Annotated in this window: 11 protein-coding genes and 3 tRNA genes; 2 read left to right on the top strand and 12 right to left on the bottom strand. The window is 62.6% G+C overall.

Features of this window, described 5'->3' with window-relative positions:
* Positions 1-135: 135 nt before the first annotated feature.
* Positions 136-846, bottom strand: a complete 711-nt coding sequence (locus IFT60_RS18305) for an ABC transporter ATP-binding protein (RefSeq protein WP_192054192.1) — start codon at positions 844-846, stop codon at positions 136-138.
* Here IFT60_RS18305 and IFT60_RS18300 point away from each other — a divergent pair.
* Together IFT60_RS18300 and mnmH are read left to right on the top strand one after the other, a co-directional pair.
* Complete coding sequence (locus IFT60_RS18300; RefSeq protein WP_192054190.1) at positions 845-1,483, top strand: arylesterase; 639 nt, start codon at positions 845-847, stop codon at positions 1,481-1,483. The two genes, IFT60_RS18305 and IFT60_RS18300, sit on opposite strands and share 2 nt — an antisense overlap.
* Positions 1,480-2,535 (top strand): tRNA 2-selenouridine(34) synthase MnmH, encoded by a 1,056-nt coding sequence (mnmH, locus tag IFT60_RS18295; RefSeq protein ID WP_192054188.1) that lies wholly within the window; start codon positions 1,480-1,482, stop codon positions 2,533-2,535. The genes IFT60_RS18300 and mnmH overlap by 4 nt, the downstream gene beginning before the upstream one ends.
* Before the next feature lie 294 nt (positions 2,536-2,829).
* On the opposite strand, the gene IFT60_RS18290 is transcribed toward mnmH, so the two are convergent.
* The 11 genes from IFT60_RS18290 to IFT60_RS18240 all read right to left on the bottom strand — a co-directional run bounded on the left by IFT60_RS18290 (position 2,830) and on the right by IFT60_RS18240 (position 16,613).
* Positions 2,830-4,746: a SurA N-terminal domain-containing protein gene (locus tag IFT60_RS18290; protein WP_192054186.1), complete on the bottom strand. Its 1,917-nt coding sequence runs from the start codon at positions 4,744-4,746 to the stop codon at positions 2,830-2,832.
* A 245-nt stretch (positions 4,747-4,991) separates the two neighbouring features.
* Positions 4,992-5,068 (bottom strand) — tRNA-Asp (locus IFT60_RS18285).
* A 14-nt stretch (positions 5,069-5,082) separates the two neighbouring features.
* Positions 5,083-5,159 (bottom strand) — tRNA-Asp (locus IFT60_RS18280).
* A 104-nt stretch (positions 5,160-5,263) separates the two neighbouring features.
* A complete protein-coding gene (locus tag IFT60_RS18275) occupies positions 5,264-5,629 on the bottom strand; it encodes an HU family DNA-binding protein (protein WP_267874634.1) in 366 nt (121 codons plus the stop codon).
* Positions 5,630-5,770: 141 nt separating this feature from the next.
* Positions 5,771-8,179: an endopeptidase La gene (gene lon / locus IFT60_RS18270; RefSeq protein WP_192054184.1), complete on the bottom strand. Its 2,409-nt coding sequence runs from the start codon at positions 8,177-8,179 to the stop codon at positions 5,771-5,773.
* A 269-nt stretch (positions 8,180-8,448) separates the two neighbouring features.
* The gene (gene clpX / locus IFT60_RS18265) at positions 8,449-9,717 is read right to left on the bottom strand and encodes an ATP-dependent Clp protease ATP-binding subunit ClpX (protein ID WP_056335789.1); all 1,269 of its coding nucleotides are present in this window, start codon (positions 9,715-9,717) and stop codon (positions 8,449-8,451) included.
* 212 nt (positions 9,718-9,929) lie between these two features.
* Positions 9,930-10,547 (bottom strand): ATP-dependent Clp endopeptidase proteolytic subunit ClpP, encoded by a 618-nt coding sequence (gene clpP, locus IFT60_RS18260; RefSeq protein WP_192054182.1) that lies wholly within the window; start codon positions 10,545-10,547, stop codon positions 9,930-9,932.
* 76 nt (positions 10,548-10,623) lie between these two features.
* Entirely contained in the window at positions 10,624-11,964 is a 1,341-nt protein-coding gene (gene tig, locus IFT60_RS18255) for a trigger factor (RefSeq protein ID WP_192054180.1), read from the bottom strand.
* 31 nt (positions 11,965-11,995) lie between these two features.
* Positions 11,996-12,082, bottom strand: a tRNA-Leu gene (locus IFT60_RS18250).
* Between the two features lie 353 nt (positions 12,083-12,435).
* Positions 12,436-15,522, bottom strand: a complete 3,087-nt coding sequence (locus IFT60_RS18245) for an efflux RND transporter permease subunit (RefSeq protein ID WP_192054178.1) — start codon at positions 15,520-15,522, stop codon at positions 12,436-12,438.
* Positions 15,519-16,613: an efflux RND transporter periplasmic adaptor subunit gene (locus IFT60_RS18240; RefSeq protein WP_229510972.1), complete on the bottom strand. Its 1,095-nt coding sequence runs from the start codon at positions 16,611-16,613 to the stop codon at positions 15,519-15,521. Before IFT60_RS18240 ends, IFT60_RS18245 begins: the two co-directional genes overlap by 4 nt.
* Positions 16,614-16,624 lie beyond the last annotated feature (11 nt).

Below are 16,624 nucleotides of genomic sequence, written 5' to 3'. Positions count from 1 at the left end.
CTGGACGCGTGGGCGGGAGACCCGCCCACCTTACGGGTATGTGCTTGTACGCTAACACGGATCTAAGCGACGTAAGGTGGGCGGCTTTGCCGCCCACGCGTTCAACGCACGTACGCCCGTCGAAACGCCAGGGTATTAGACCAGTTTCCCCGCCGCAATCGTGATCGTTCTCCCACAGCGTGCCGCCATCGCCGGATCATGCGTCACCAGCACCAGCGTCGACCCACGCTCGCGATTGAGTTCGAACATCAGCTGGATCACCGCCTCGCCCGTCGCCGCATCCAGGCTGCCGGTCGGCTCGTCGGCGAACAGCAGTGGCGGTTCGGTGACAAAGGCGCGCGCCAGGGCCACGCGCTGCTGCTCGCCACCGGACAGGTATTTCGGATAATGGCGCAGCCGGCTCGACAGCCCCACCTGCCCCAGCATGGCCTCGGCCTTGGCGCGCGCCTGGCCGTCGCCGCGCAATTCGAGCGGCAGCATCACGTTTTCCACCGCGTCCAGGTGCGCCAGCAGTTGGAAGGACTGGAACACGAAGCCGAGTTTGGCCTTGCGGAAAGCGGCGCGGCCATCCTCGTCGAGCGCGAAGATATCGGTGCCGTCCAGCAGCACCTTGCCACCGCTGGGGGTGTCAAGGCCGGCCAGCAACCCGAGCAGGGTCGACTTGCCGGAACCCGAGGCGCCGACGATCGCGAGCGTCTCGGCCGGTTGCACGGTAAAATCAATGCTGTGCAGGATGGTGAGTTCGCCGCTGGCGTCCGCCACCCGCTTGGACAAGGCTTCCACCCGTATGGCAGCAGCCGCTGTAACGGACAATGTATTTTTGAAAGCTTCGGGGTTATCGCGCATGCTGGCTTTTCTAAAGAACGAATTTCTTAAATTAACTGTCGCTGCAAGCCTGGGGCTCGCGGCGGCGAGCGCCTATTCTGCACCAAAAACCGTACTCGTGGTGGGTGACAGCCTGTCGGCCGAATATGGCTTGGCGCGCGGCGCCGGCTGGGTCGCCTTGCTGGAACAGAAGCTCAAGGCGCAGAAAATCGACGCAACCATCGTCAACGCCAGCATCAGCGGCGAGACCACCAGCGGCGGCCGCGCGCGCCTGCCGGCCCTGCTCACGGCGCACAAGCCGGACGTCGTGGTGATCGAACTCGGCGCCAACGACGGCTTGCGCGGGTTGCCGGTGGACGCGGCGGCAGCGAACCTGCGCCAGATGATCACGCTGTCGCAGCAGCAGCGCGCCAAGGTGATGCTGATCGGCATGCGCATGCCCCCGAACTATGGCCGCGCCTACACGGAACGCTTCTTCGGCATGTTCGGTACGCTGTCGAAAGAATTCAAGGCGCCGCTGGTGCCCTTCATGCTCGAAGGCGTGGCCGACAAGCCGGCCCTGTTCCAGTCCGACCGCCTGCACCCGAGCGCGCAGGCCCATCCGATCATCCTCAACAACATCTGGCCGACCTTTTCTTCCCTGATCAAAGCCCCATGAAATACCCAGCCGTCCTCGGCTTTGCCGACATCCTCCCCGACCTCGACGGGTTCGACACGATCATCGACGCCCGCAGCGAGGGCGAGTTCGCGCTCGACCACCTGCCCGGCGCGATCAATTGCCCGGTGCTGAACAACGAGGAGCGGGTGCGGGTCGGCACGCTCTACAAGCAGGTCGGCTCGTTCGAGGCGAAAAAGCTGGGCGCCGCACTGGTAGCGCGCAACATCGCACGGCACATCGACGAACAGTTCGCCGACAAGCCGAAAGACTGGAAACCGCTGGTGTACTGCTGGCGCGGCGGCAACCGCAGCGGCTCGCTGGCCCACATCCTGGCCAAGATCGGCTGGCCGGTGGTCCAGCTCGACGGCGGCTACAAGGCCTACCGCACCCACGTCAGCGCCGCACTGGAGGCGCCGCCCGAACTCGACTGGCGCGTGATCTGCGGCACCACCGGCAGCGGCAAGAGCCGGCTGCTGGAGACGCTGGACGCGATCGGCGCCCAGGTGCTCGACCTGGAACGCCTCGCCGCCCACCGCGGCTCGGTGCTGGGCCACCTGCCGCACGAACCGCAGCCGACGCAAAAGATGTTCGAGACGCGGATCTGGGACACCTTGCGCTGCTTCGACCCCAGCCGCCCCGTGTTCGTCGAGTCCGAAAGCAAGAAGGTCGGCAACCTGCGCGTGCCCGGCGCCGTCATGGACCGCATGCGCGCCGCGCCCTGCATCGCCGTGCAGCTGTCGCGCCCGAACCGGGTGCGTTTGCTGATGGAAGACTACGAACATTTTGCGCGCGATCCTGGCGCCCTCAACGCCCAGCTCGACCACCTGGTGCAGCTGCACGGCCGCGCCAGGATCGACGCCTGGCACGCGCTCGCCAACAGCGGCGCGATGCCGGAGCTGGTTGACCAGCTGCTGGTCGAGCACTACGATCCGGCGTATTTGCGCTCGATCGACCGCAATTTCGTGCAGTACGGGCAGGCGCGGGTGCTGGAGCTGGGCGATATCGCCGAGCAGGATTTCGTGCGCGCGGCGCAGGCACTGCACGCGGCGTAACGCGAAGCAAGCCGGAGGGACGTAGGGTGGGCGGCTATACCTGCAGCCTTTGAATAGCCGCGCCCTGAAAGCCGCCCACGCGTTCAACGCACGGTTCCAATTCCCGCGCGGCTGTTCCAGAGCCGGTTGAACGCGTGGGCGGCGCATACGCAGCGTGGATGCGAGCACCCGTGTGGAGCCGACCACCCTACGCCCCTGCGTGCGACGTCGGCGACAATGGTTTGGACCTAAAAAAACCCGGATGCGCGCGCATCCGGGTTTTTTTCATTGCACGGGCCCGCAGGCCCCGCCGTATTACTCGGCCGCCGCAGGCGCAGCGCCCGCTGCCGCGTTGATCTTCGCCTTGGCCTTGACCTTGATGGCTTCGACGAAGTTGTACAGCTCGGCCTGTCCGATCAGGCCGCCGATCTGCTCGGCTTCCTGGGCGCGGCGGGCGGTGTCCACCTGGGCCGGCTGCGACACCTTGCCGATGCGGTACACGGCATAGCCCTGGCCCGGCAGGTCGACGCCGACGTAGGCCGGCAGCTTGGTGACGTCGGCCTTGAACACGGCCAGCGCACCGGCCGGGTTGATTGCGGGCTCCTTGGTGCGCGACAGCACTTTCACGTCGCCAAAACCGGCGGCGTCGCCGGATGCCTTGGCGGCGGTCAGCCTGGCTTCGCCGGCCTGGCGTGCCAGGCGCAGCGCTTCTTCCTGGGTCACGCGCTGGCGGATGGCGGCCTCGACTTCGGCCAGCGGACGCTTGGTCGCCGGCTTGAATTCGACCACGCGGCCGGCAATCAGCACGGCCGGCGCGACTTCAACGGCTTCGGTGTTGCGCTTGTTCTTGATCGCATCGGTCGAATACAGGGCGGTCAGGAACTTTTCGTTGTTGAACGGTGCGGCGCCCAGGGCCGGGTTTGGCTTACGCGCCAGGTTGTCGGCGGTCTGGATCGTCAAGCCCAGCTTGTCGGCAGTGGGTTTGAGGCTGTCCGACTGTTCATAGACGCTGTCGTTGAACTGTTCGGCCAGTTCCGAATACTTTTTCGACAGCTTCGACTTCTTTACTTCGGCTGCAATGTCGGCTTTGGCTTCTTCGAGCGAGCGCTGGGTCTGTGGCTTGAGCCCGGTCAGCTTGATGATGTGGTAGCCGAACTCGGACGGCACGATGCCGCTGACTTCGCCTTCCTTGAGGCCATAGATCGCGTCTTCGACCGACTTGACCAGGCTGCCGCGCTCGACGACACCGAGGTCGCCGCCCGCTTGCGCCGAGCCCGGGTCTTGCGACTGGGCCTTGGCGATCGCGGCGAAGTCGGCCGGGTTCTTGCGCACTTCGGCCAGCACGGCTTCGGCTTTCGCCTTGGCGGCGGCTTCCTCGGCCGGCTTGGCGCCTTGTGCCTTGGTGATCAGGATGTGGCTGGCGGTGCGCTGCTCAGGCGTCGTGAAACGCTTCTGGTTGGCGTTGTAGAACTGGCTCACTTCGGCGTCGCTGACGCTAACCTGGTTTTCCACGGCGGCGCTGTCGAGCACGATGTACTCGGCCTTGACGGTTTCCGGGATCTGGAACAGGTTGGCGTTCTTGTCGTAGAAGGCCTTGACCATGTCGTCGGTAACTTTGACTTGCGGCAGGTACTGGGCGAGCGGGAACAGCAGTTCCTGCACTTCGCGTTCCTGGTCGTTGATGCCCGAAATGCGCGCGGCGATCGAACGCGGCACGAAGGCCGTGCCCTGGATCGAACCGGCCAGTTGCTGGATCGCCATGTCGCGGCGCATGCGCGCATCGAAGGCTTCGGGCGTCATGCCCTGGGCGGCCAGCGCGGCGCGGTAGCCGTCCATGTCGAAGCTGCCGTCGGGTTTGCGGAAGGTTTCGATCCCGTTGATGGCCTTGAACACGGCCTGGTCGCTGACGGTCAGGTGATTCTTGGCGATGGCGGCGTTGACGGCACGTTCGGCGACCAGGTTTTCCAGCACTTCGCGCTTGGCCTGCGGCGTGTCGAACATCTTCTGGTCGAACTGCGGACCCATCTGCTGGCGCGCCTGGTCGATCTGGCGGCGCTGCGCATCGTCCCACTCCTGCTGGGTGATCTTGCGGCCGTCGACGCTGGCCACGCCGGCACCGCTGTCACCGCGGTCCTGGTAGCTGTCGACGCCGACCAGCACGAACGAAGGGATGATCAGCAGCAGCAGGACGCCCTGCAGCAAGCGCTTGTTGTTACGTACGAAATCAAACATGGTCCACCAATCGCTGTAGAAATGGCTCGCAGTAGAAATAACTTCTAAGCACAGTTAAAAAAAAAGGCGAACTCGCGTTCGCCTCTTCTCGTTGGAGCGCTCTTTCTCAAGCACTCCAAATACTACTTCGGAAGCGATAAGATGGGCTCGCCGACGTTCCGCCGGCCGCGGATTCCCTTGCAAGGGAATCCCTTCTCGCCCCGTACGTGTCGTCCGCAGGGACGACACTCTTATCACTATTATTCTGGCGGAGCGGACGGGGCTCGAACCCGCGACCCCCGGCGTGACAGGCCGGTATTCTAACCAACTGAACTACCGCTCCAGATGAGCATTTTGTGGCGGAGCGGACGGGGCTCGAACCCGCGACCCCCGGCGTGACAGGCCGGTATTCTAACCAACTGAACTACCGCTCCACAAAATAACCCGGTACTACACCACCCCTGCGGTGAAGGCCAAGAAGCCTAAGCTCTTCACCTGCCTGAGGATGATTTCTCTGCATGTCGCTGCAGAGAAGGCATTAGTTTACAGCATCTTTTAGCGCTTTACCAGCCTTAAATTTCGGAACCTTTGCAGCTTTAATCTTGATCGGCTCCTTGGTGCGCGGATCGCGGCCGGTACGGGCGGCGCGATCGCCGACGGTGAAGGTGCCGAAGCCGACCAGGGTCACGCTGTCGTTCTTCTTCAGGGTGTTCGTCACCGCTTCGATCATCGCATCCAGGGCACGCGTGGCCGAGGCCTTGGTGATGTCCGCGGATTTCGCGATTTCTTCGATCAGTTCAGTCTTGTTCACTCGTAATCCTCTAGTCGTTCTGACGCGGCGGCGCTGCGCCTTCCTGCAAAAAGTGCAAGCGCGTATTAAACAAGGGGGAATTGCTTCTGTCAAGCAACATTCACCGATGAATGCTTCGGTTTTGAGGAATCAACGTCACTGGCCGTTGTGCACCGTAAGGCGGGCATGCCCGCCAATTCGTCCCAAATAAAAAGGCGCCCCGCAGGGCGCCTCTTCGATGCGATCAACCAGCGATCAGTGCTTCACCACCCCGCCCTGCCCTTCGGCAGACGCCGTCGGCGCGACCGCGGTGACGGCCGGCACCTCGACGATCGGCTCGGGCTGGCGTTCGAGTGCGACTTCCAGCACCTTTTCGATCCAGCGCACCGGTACGATCTCGAGCTTGTTCTTGACGTTGTCCGGAATCTCGGCCAGGTCCTTCACGTTCTGCTCGGGGATCAACACCGTCTTGATGCCGCCGCGATGGGCCGCCAGCAGCTTTTCCTTCAAGCCGCCGATCGGCAGCACTTCGCCGCGCAGCGTGATCTCGCCCGTCATCGCCACGTCGGCGCGCACCGGAATCCCGGTAAAGGCCGACACCAGCGCCGTCGTCATGCCGATACCTGCGGACGGACCGTCCTTCGGCGTCGCGCCTTCCGGCACGTGGATGTGGATGTCGTTCTTTTCGAACGCTTCGGCCTTAATGCCGAAACGCTGCGCACGGCTACGCACCACGGTGCGGGCCGCTTCGATCGATTCCTTCATCACGTCGCCCAGGGTACCGGTGCGGATGATGCCGCCCTTGCCCGGCACGTTGACGGCTTCGATCGTCAGCAGGTCGCCGCCGACTTCGGTCCAGGCGAGTCCAACAACCTGTCCCACCTGGTTGTCCTTCTCGGCCACGCCGAAATCGTAACGGCGCACGCCCAGGAACTTGTCCAGGTTCTTGCCGTTAACGATGACTGCCCGGTCCGACTTCTTCAGCAGCAGCATCTTGACCACCTTGCGGCAGATCTTCGAGATTTCACGCTCGAGCGAACGCACGCCGGCTTCGCGGGTGTAGTAGCGGATGATGTCGCGGATCGCCGACTCTTCCACCTTGATCTCGCCCTCTTGCAGCCCGTTGGCCTTGACCTGCTTCGGCAGCAGGTAACGCTGCGCGATGCTGGTCTTCTCGTCTTCGGTGTAACCCGACAGGCGGATGACTTCCATCCGGTCCAGCAGTGCCGGCGGGATGTTGAACGAATTCGAGGTCGCCACGAACATCACGTCCGACAGGTCGAAGTCGACTTCCAGGTAGTGGTCCGAGAACGTGTGGTTCTGTTCCGGGTCCAGCACCTCGAGCAGGGCCGACGACGGGTCGCCGCGGAAGTCCGCACCCATCTTGTCGATCTCATCGAGCAGGAACAGCGGGTTGCGCACGCCGACTTTCGCCAGCGATTGCAGCACCTTGCCCGGCATCGAACCGATATAGGTACGGCGGTGGCCGCGGATCTCGGCTTCGTCGCGCACGCCGCCCAGGGCCATGCGCACGAACTTGCGGTTCGTGGCACGGGCGATCGACTGTCCGAGCGAGGTCTTACCGACGCCAGGAGGGCCCACGAAGCACAGGATCGGGGCTTTCAGCTTGTCGACGCGTTGCTGGACCGCGAGATACTCGAGGATGCGTTCCTTGATCTTGTCGAGGCCATAGTGCTCGGCTTCCAGCACTTTTTCGGCGTTCGACAGGTCGTTGGTCACCTTCGACTTCTTCTTCCACGGCAGCGACACCAGGGTATCGATGTAGTTGCGCACGACGGTGGCTTCAGCCGACATCGGCGACATCAGTTTCAGCTTCTTGATCTCGGCGGTCGCCTTGTCGAGGGCTTCCTTCGGCATCTTGGCGGCGATGACTTTCTTCTCGAGCTCGTCGATGTCGGCGCCGTCTTCGCCTTCGCCCAGTTCCTTCTGGATGGCCTTGACCTGTTCATTCAGGTAGTACTCGCGCTGCGACTTTTCCATCTGGCGCTTGACGCGGCCACGGATGCGCTTCTCGACCTGCAGGATGTCCAGCTCGCCTTCCAGCTGGCCGAGCAGGTGCTCGAGGCGCTTGGCGACGTTGAAGATCTCGAGGATGACCTGCTTCTGCTCGAGCTTGAGCGGCAGGTGCGCGGCGACAGTGTCGGCCAGGCGGCCGGCGTCATCGATACCGGCCAGCGAGGCCAGGATTTCGGGCGGGATTTTCTTGTTCAGTTTGACGTACTGGTCGAACTGCTGGACGATCGCGCGGCGCATCGCTTCCACTTCGGAATCGTCGCCGATTTCCGAGAGCAGCGGGGTCAGTTCCGCGACGAAGTGCGTCGGCGCATCGCTGATGTGATCGATGCGGGCGCGCTGCGCGCCTTCGACCAGCACCTTCACGGTACCGTCAGGCAGCTTCAGCATTTGCAAGATGTTGGCAACGCAGCCGATCTCGTAGATGTCGGCGGCGGAAGGTTCGTCCTTGGCGGCCGCCTTCTGGGCGGCGAGCATGATGCTCTTGCCCTGTTCCATCGCGGCTTCCAGCGCCTTGATCGATTTCGGACGGCCAACGAACAGGGGTATTACCATATGGGGAAATACGACCACGTCGCGCAACGGCAGCAGGGGCAGCGTCGTTTGCTCGGTTAATTTCGAAGTTGTCATGGCATACCTTATAAAAAGCGTGTAACGGATGTTGGGCGCACACGGTTAAATCTCAAGACCGTCCCCAATAATTTCGGCGAATAAAAATTCTTATTCACGAAACGCAATCTGGACGTTCCAATAAAAATCCCGATTTGAAATAAAAAAGCCACCACGCGACCGGGGTCGCGAGTGGCTTTTCGATTGAAGCCGGATGCTTTTATTGAGGTAAATTGTACCGCCAAGCTCCCAGCGCACAAGTGCTTTTGTGCTTTCCGCGTGGATATTTTTTAATTTTCCCCAGAAGCTTTTGCGGTTTCACTGTAAATAAGCAAAGGTTTGGCGCCATTCGTGATCGTATTTTCATCAACCACGACTTTCACCACGTTTTGCTGATTCGGCAATTCGTACATCACGTCGAGCAGTGCGTGTTCCAGGATCGAACGCAGGCCGCGTGCACCCGTCTTGCGTGCCAATGCTTTTCTAGCAATGGCGTGCAGAGCGGCTGGACGAATTTCCAATTCCGCGCCTTCCATTTCGAGCAGTTTCGAATACTGCTTGATCAGCGCATTCTTTGGCTCGATCAGGATCTGGATCAGCGCTTCCTCGGTCAATTCATTCAGCGTGGCGACGACAGGCAGACGGCCGACGAGTTCCGGAATCAGGCCGAACTTGATCAGGTCTTCCGGCTCGGCTTCCATCATGATTTCGCTGTTCGAACGCTGGGTGGCGCTCTTGACGCTGGCTGCGAAACCGATGCCGCCCTTTTCCGAACGGTTCTGGACGATCTTGGCCAGGCCGTCGAAGGCGCCGCCGCAGATGAACATGATGTTGGTCGTGTCGATCTGGACGAAGTCCTGGTTCGGATGCTTGCGCCCGCCCTGCGGCGGCACCGAAGCCATCGTGCCTTCGATCAGTTTCAGCAGCGCCTGCTGCACGCCCTCGCCCGAGACGTCGCGGGTGATCGACGGATTGTCGGACTTGCGCGAAATCTTGTCGATCTCGTCGATGTAGACGATGCCGCGCTGGGCCTTTTCGACTTCGTAGTTGCAGCTTTGAAGCAGCTTCTGGATGATGTTCTCGACGTCTTCGCCCACGTAGCCGGCTTCGGTCAGCGTGGTGGCGTCGGCGATCACGAACGGCACGTTCAGCATGCGCGCCAGCGTCTGGGCCAGCAGGGTCTTGCCGGAACCGGTCGGGCCGACGAGCAGGATGTTGCTCTTGGCCAGCTCGACGTCATCCTTCTTGCCGAGGTGCTTCAGGCGCTTGTAGTGATTGTAAACAGCGACCGACAGGATGCGCTTCGCTGTCTGTTGGCCGATCACGTACTGATCGAGCAGTTCGGCGATCTCGTGCGGGGTCGGCAGGTCGGACTTGGCGCCCGCCACCGACTCGACGTTCGATGTCTCGTCGCGGATGATGTCGTTGCACAAGTCGATGCACTCGTCGCAGATGAAGACCGATGGTCCCGCGATGAGTTTCTTGACCTCGTGCTGACTCTTGCCGCAGAACGAGCAGTACAGAAGCTTTTCGCCGCTGGAGGATTTTTTGTCAGACATGGGGGGCTTGTCTCGTATGAAGAACTAAGAATATAACTCAAGAGTACAGCGCAAGAATGCAGTGCAGGAATATAACGCAAATATCGCGCAACTGCAGGCACGCGGCAAACCACGCGTACACCATCATGCTACCCGAAATAAAAAACAAACGCCCGAACGTGTTTGCGCCCGGGCGTTATTTAAGCAACACCTTGTGTTAGCTCAAGCGCATTTCAGGAGCGATTGGTCAGCACCTTATCGATCAGACCATAGTCCACCGATTCTTCGGCAGACATGAAACGGTCGCGGTCGGTATCCTTGTGGATCTGCTCGATGGTCTGGCCGGTATTGTCGGCCATGATGCGCGCCAGGCGCTCGCGCAGGTACAGGATTTCCTTGGCCTGGATTTCGATGTCCGATGCCATGCCCTGCGAACCACCGGACGGCTGGTGGATCATGACGCGCGAGTTCGGCAGCGAGAAACGCTTGCCCTTGGCGCCGGCGGCGAGCAGGAACGCGCCCATCGAGGCAGCCAGGCCGGTGCACAGCGTCGACACGTCGGGCTTGATGAAGTTCATCGTGTCGAAGATGGCCAGGCCAGCCGAAACCGAACCGCCAGGCGAGTTGATGTAGAGCGAAATATCCTTGTCCGGATTTTCGCTTTCCAGGAACAGCATCTGGGCGACGATCAGGTTCGCCATCTGGTCATTGACAGGACCGACCAGGAAAATCACGCGCTCCTTGAGCAGACGCGAGTAAATGTCGTACGCGCGTTCGCCGCGGCCGCTTTGCTCAACTACCATCGGCACGAGGCCGAGTGCTTGGGTGTCCAATGCCGGATTACGGTTCATACCTGTTCGTTCCTTGTAAAGAGGCTTCAAAACGGAGGCTCCCACGCCAACCTGAACGGGAAGCCTACGCGTTCGCTCAAGCCTGTGGGTTGCTTCCCATCAATTCGTCGAAAGCGACGGCCTTGGAGCTGACCTTCGCCTTGCCAAGTACATAGTTGACGACGTTTTCTTCCAATACAAGGGCTTCGACTTCACCCAGGCGACGACGGTCGGCGTAGTAGTACTTGAGGACTTCTTTCGGGTCTTCGTAGCTCTGCGCGAAATCTTCGATCTGGGCCTTCACCTGCTCTTGCGTTGCTTGCAGGTTGTTGTCAGCGACCAGTTGCGACAGGATCAGACCCAGGCGCACGCGGCGCTCGGCCTTTTCGGCGAACAGTTCGGTCGGGAACGGCATGTTCTTGACGTCCATGCCGCGCTGGGCCATGTCCTGGCGGGTCTGCTCGGCCAGGCGCTCGGAATCCTGCTGGATCATGACGGTCGGCACGTCCATCTCGGTCACTTTGACCAGGGCGTCCATCACGGCTTCCTTGTTTCGGGCCTTGACGCGGGCGTTGACTTCACGCTCCAGGTTCATCTTGATGTCGGCACGCATCTTCTCGATCGAGCCGTCTTCGATGCCCAGCGACTTGGCGAACTCTTCGTCCACGGCCGGCAGGTGCGCCCATTCCAGGTTCTTCAGGGTGATGGTGAAGTCGGCGGTCTTGCCGGCAACATCCTTGCCGTGGTAATCCTCCGGGAAGGCCAGCGGGAAGGTCTTGCTTTCGCCGACTTTCAGGCCGACGGTGGCCGCTTCGAATTCCGGCAGCATGCGGCCTTCGCCGAGCACGAAGCCGTAGTCTTCGGCCTTGCCGCCGTCGAATTCGACGCCGTCGATCACCCCGACGAAGTCGACGGTCACGCGGTCGCCATTGGCTGCGACCGGCTCGCCGCCGTCGCCGTGCTCGCCTGCCTCACCCTTGGTGTGATAGTGCACGCGCTGCTTGCGCAGGATGTCGATGGTCTTGTCGATTTCGGCGTCCGACACGTCGGCAGCGACGGTTTCGATGTCGACGTTCGACAGGTCGCCGATGACGACGTCAGGGAACACCTCGAAGGTCGCGTCGAATGCCAGCATGCCTTCGGCCGCTTCTTCCTTCGCTTCGATCTTCGGGAAACCGGCAACGCGCAGGCCGTTTTCGTTGGCTGCCTCGTTGAAGGCGCGGCCGACGCGGTCGTTCAGGACGTCGGACTCGATCTGGTAGCCGTACTGGGCTGCGACCATTTTCAGAGGCACCTTGCCAGGACGGAAACCAGGAGCCTTGGCGGTCTTGGCCTGCTTCTTGAGGCGTTTTTCAACTTCCGAACGGACGTCGCTCAGCGGAAAAGTGATCGTCAAGCGACGCTCGAGTTTATCCAGGGTTTCGACTGCAGTTGCCATCGTAAAAATCGTCCAAAAAAATAATTATTCGTGGTGCGAGGAGGGGGACTCGAACCCCCACACCATTGCTGGCGTCAGGACCTAAACCTGGTGCGTCTACCAATTTCGCCATCCTCGCGCAGGATTGCATATTGCCACATAAACAAAGGGCGCCCGACAGTAGAATCCGGCCGCCCTCGCACTCCATTGTTTAGGGGCTACAACTTCAACCCGGTATTTTACTGGATTTTCTGACACTATAGGAGTGAATTTTCATTCGGCGATCGAGCCCGGAGGGCTTGATCACGGGCGTGGGTTTCGATGCATGGATCGAATGGCGCGATTATTGTCGGACGCAGTCCTTATTCATGCGGTGACGGCGGGCATGCCCGCCCTACGTGCACCACCATCCGGAGCAAGTTCATGGAACCGTGGCGTAACGTAGGGCGGGCATGCCCGCCGTGCATCGCGTGCCCGAATGGCGGCCCGACGTCATCCGCGCGGCTTCTTGACCCTGAACCACGCCGCATACAAGGCCGGCAGGAACAGCAGCGTCAAGGCCGTCGCCACCAGCAAGCCGCCCATGATCGCCACCGCCATCGGCCCCCAGAACACCGAGCGCGACAGGGGAATCATGGCCAGCGCCGCCGCGGCCGCCGTCAGCAGGATCGGCCGGCAGCGCCGCACCGCCGCTTCGACGATGGCGTCCCACGGCTCGGCGCCGGCCTTGATGTCTTGCTCGATCTGGTCGACCAGGATCACCGAGTTACGAATGATCATGCCGAACAGCGCGATCACGCCCAGGTTGGCGACGAAACCGAATGGCCGGTCCAGCACCAGCAGCGCCATCGCCGCCCCCGCCACGCCCAGCGGCCCGGTCAGGAACACCAGCAGCGCGCGCGAGAAGCTGTGCAGCTGCAGCATCAAGAGCGTGAACACGATGAACAGCACCAGCGGCACGTTCGCCGTGATCGAGGCTTCCGCCTCCGAACTGTCGGCCGCGGCGCCTTCCAGCGTCACGCGGTAGCCGGCCGGCAGTTGCGCGCGGATAGTGGCCAGTTGCGCGGCGACCTGGCCGGAGACGGTCGGCCCCTGGATGCCGGGCACGACGTCGGACTGCACCATGATCGCCCACTCGCGGCCCTCGCGCCAGATGACGCCCGGCTCCCAGACGAAATCGACGCGCGCGACCTGCCCCAGCGTCACCGAACGCCCGGACGCGGTCGGGATGTTCATGTCTTTCAGCACCGTAATCGTCGAGCGCTCTTCGATCGGCTGGCGCACGGCGATGTCGATCAGCTCGTTGGTTTCGCGGAACTGGCCGATGGTGGTGCCCGACAACAGGGTATTGACGGCGCGGCGCACCGATTGCGAGGTCACGCCCAGCGCGCGCAATTTGTCCTGGTCGAGCTCCAGGCGCAGTACTTTCACCGGCTCGTTCCAGTTGTCATTGACGCCGACCGCATTCGGATTGGCGCGCAGCACGTCCTTGACCTGGTCGGCCACGCCGCGCACGACGCCGATGTCGGGTCCGGCCACCTGGAACTGCACCGGATACGGCACCGGCGGCCCGTTCGGCAGCAGCTTGACGCGGCCGCGCGCTTCCGGAAAATCGCTCCTGAACACGTCCTCGATCTTCGCCTTCAGGGTTTCGCGGTGCGCCGCATCGACGGGCAGCACCACGAATTGCGAGACGTTCGATTGCGGGAAGATCTGATCCAGCGGCAAATAGAAGCGCGGGCTGCCGGTGCCGACATAGCTGGTGATGCTTTCCACGCCTTCCTGCTTGCGCACAAAGGCCTCGAATTTCTTCGCCAGCGCTTCATTGGCGGCAAAGCTGGTGCCTTCGGGCAGCCACATCTCGACCATCAGTTCCGGCCGGCTCGAATCCGGGAAAAACTGCTTTTCGATAAATTTAAAACCGAGCACGCCCAGCGCGAACACCACAAGACTGACCACGATCGTGGTCTTGCGGAACTCGACGCACCAGGTGACGACCTTGCGAAAGCGACGGAATCCCGGCGTATCGAAGACCTCGTGTTCGGAATGTCCCTGCGCGTGTGGTTTTACCTTCAGCAAGATGAAGCCGATATAGGGCGTAAACGTAACCGCCACCACCCACGACACCAGCAACGCGATCGCATTCACCGAGAACATCGAGAAGGTGTATTCGCCGGCGGCCGACTTGGCCAGCCCGATCGGCAGGAAGCCGGCGGCCGTGATCAGGGTACCGGTCAGCATCGGCATCGCGGTCGAGGTGTAGGCGAAGGTCGCCGCTTCCAGGCGCGACATGCCCTCTTCCATTTTGCGCACCATCATCTCGACGGCAATGATGGCGTCGTCCACCAGCAGCCCCAGCGCGATGATCAGGGCGCCGAGCGAGACCTTGTGCAGCGAAATGTCGAAGATCCGCATGAACAGGAACGTGATCGCCAGCACCAGCGGGATCGTCAGCGCCACCACCAGGCCCGGGCGCACGTCGAGCGACAGCTTCGGTTTCGTATGCAGCCCCAGCGCCAGGAAACTGACGGCCAGCACGATGATGACCGCCTCGATCAGCGTATGGATGAATTCGTTCACCGAGCTGGTCACCGCGCGCGGCTGGTCCGACACGCGTTCCAGCTCGATGCCGACCGGCAGCTGGGCACGGATGCGCTCGACCGTCGTCGCCAGCGATTCGCCCAGCTTGATGATGTTGCCGCCCTTCTCCATCGACACGCCCAGGCCGATCACTTCCTTGCCGTTGAAGCGCATCTTGTCGGTCGGCGGGTCCTGGTAGGCGCGCTGCACGGTGGCGAAGTCGCCCAGGCGGAAGGTGGTGCTGCCGGCGCGCAGTTGCAGGTCTTCCAGTTCCTTGGCGCTCTTGATGGCGCCTGTGACGCGCACCTGCAGGTTGTCGGTCGGGGTCACCAGCACGCCCGAGGCCTCGATGTTGTTCTGCGTGGCCAGCTGGTTGACGATCTGCTCGAAGGGCACGCCCAGCTGGGCGAATTTTTTACTCGAGAAGAGGATGTTGACCTTCTCGTTCTGCACGCCGAACTGCTCGACCTTCGCCACCAGCGGCACGCCGAGCAATTGCTGGCGCACGAAGTCGGCGTAATCCTTCATCTCGGCATAGCTGAAACCGTCGCCCGAGAGCGCGAAGATGGAGCCGTAGGTGTCGCCGAATTCGTCGTTGAAGAAGGGGCCGATCACGCCCTGCGGCAGGGTGCCGGCCATGTCGCCGATCTTCTTGCGCACCTGGTACCAGGCGCCGGGCACCTCTTTCGGCGGCGCCGATTCGCGAAGTTCGACCAGGATGGTAGTTTCGCCGGGCTTGGAGAAACTGCGGATCTTTTCGATATACGGCGTTTCCTGCAGCTTGCGTTCGAGCTTGTCGGTCACCTGCTCGGCCATCTGCACCGCGGTGGCGCCGGGCCAGATGGCGCGCACCACCATCACGCGGAAGGTGAACGGCGGGTCTTCGTCCTGGCCGAGGACGTTGTAGCCGAGGATGCCGCCGATCAGCAGGGCGGCGATCAGGTAGCGGGTCAGCGGAATGTGTTCGAGCGCCCAGCGCGAGAGATTGAATCCCCTCATTTGGTGGTCCCGGCGCCGGCGGCCGCAGCCTCGGTATCGTCGCGGCGCGCCACGTCGGCGGTCAGGATGCGCACCTTCTGGCCAGGGCGCAGCAGGTTGACGCCGGCCGTGACCACGGTCTGGCCGGCCTGCACACCCTCACCCAGCAAGACGTCGTTGCCGGCCTGGCCGACGATCTTGACGGGCACGCGGCGCACGGCGCCATTTTCCACCAGCCAGACCCCGGTCACCCCTTTTTCGTGGTGCAGCGCCGTCAAGGGCGCCCGCAGGCCGGCGCCGCCGCTTTTCGAGGCCACCTGCACCGAGGCCGTCATGCCCAGGCGCACGCCCGCGCTCGGCGGGATCGCGATCTTGGCGGTGTAGGTGCGGGTCGCCGCATCGGCCACCGGCGACACTTCGCGCACCCGTCCCGCGATCGCCGCATCCGGCCGGGCCCACATGCGCACGGTCACGGAACTGGCCTTGCGCAGGTCGCCAACGCGGTCTTCCGGGATGCCGATCACGACGTCGAGCTCGTCCGTGCGCGCCACCCGCACCACCGGGGTGCCGGCCGTGACCACCTGGCCGACCTCGGCGTCGATGCCGGTCACCACGCCATCCACGTCCGACACCAGGCTGGCATAGCCGGCCTGGTTCGACTGGCCGCGGAAGGCGGCGCGGGCCGCATCCGCTTCGGCCTGGGCCGCGCGCAGGGCCGCGCGCTTGCCGTCCAGTACCGACTGGCTGACGAAATTCTTGCTGCGCAATTCCTGGTAACGCTTGTAATCGGCGTCGGCCAGGTCGCGGCTGGTTTCGGCGGCGCGCAGGCTGGCCTGGGCGCCGCTGGCGGCCAGTTTCAGGTCTTGCGGGTCGAGCTGCATCAGGGTCTGGCCCTGTTTCACGACCGTGCCGACGTCGACCTCGCGCGCCGTGATCTTGCCGGCCACGCGAAAGCCCAGGCGCGATTCGAAGCGCGGACGTACCTCGCCCGAAAAGTCGGCGCTGACCCCGGCGGCGCCGGCTGCCAGCACGGCGGCGCGCACCGGGCGGATGGGTTCGGGCTTTGGTTCTTCTTTCGAGCAAGCCGTCAGCAAGATTGCGCACAGAAGCATGGCGCACGCGG

Origin of the sequence: Massilia sp. CFBP 13721 (assembly GCF_014842025.1) — a bacterium.
Classification (GTDB): Bacteria; Pseudomonadota; Gammaproteobacteria; order Burkholderiales; family Burkholderiaceae_D; genus Telluria.
Note: the sequence above shows the minus strand (reverse complement) of the source record. Positions and strands in the feature narration are given on the sequence as shown.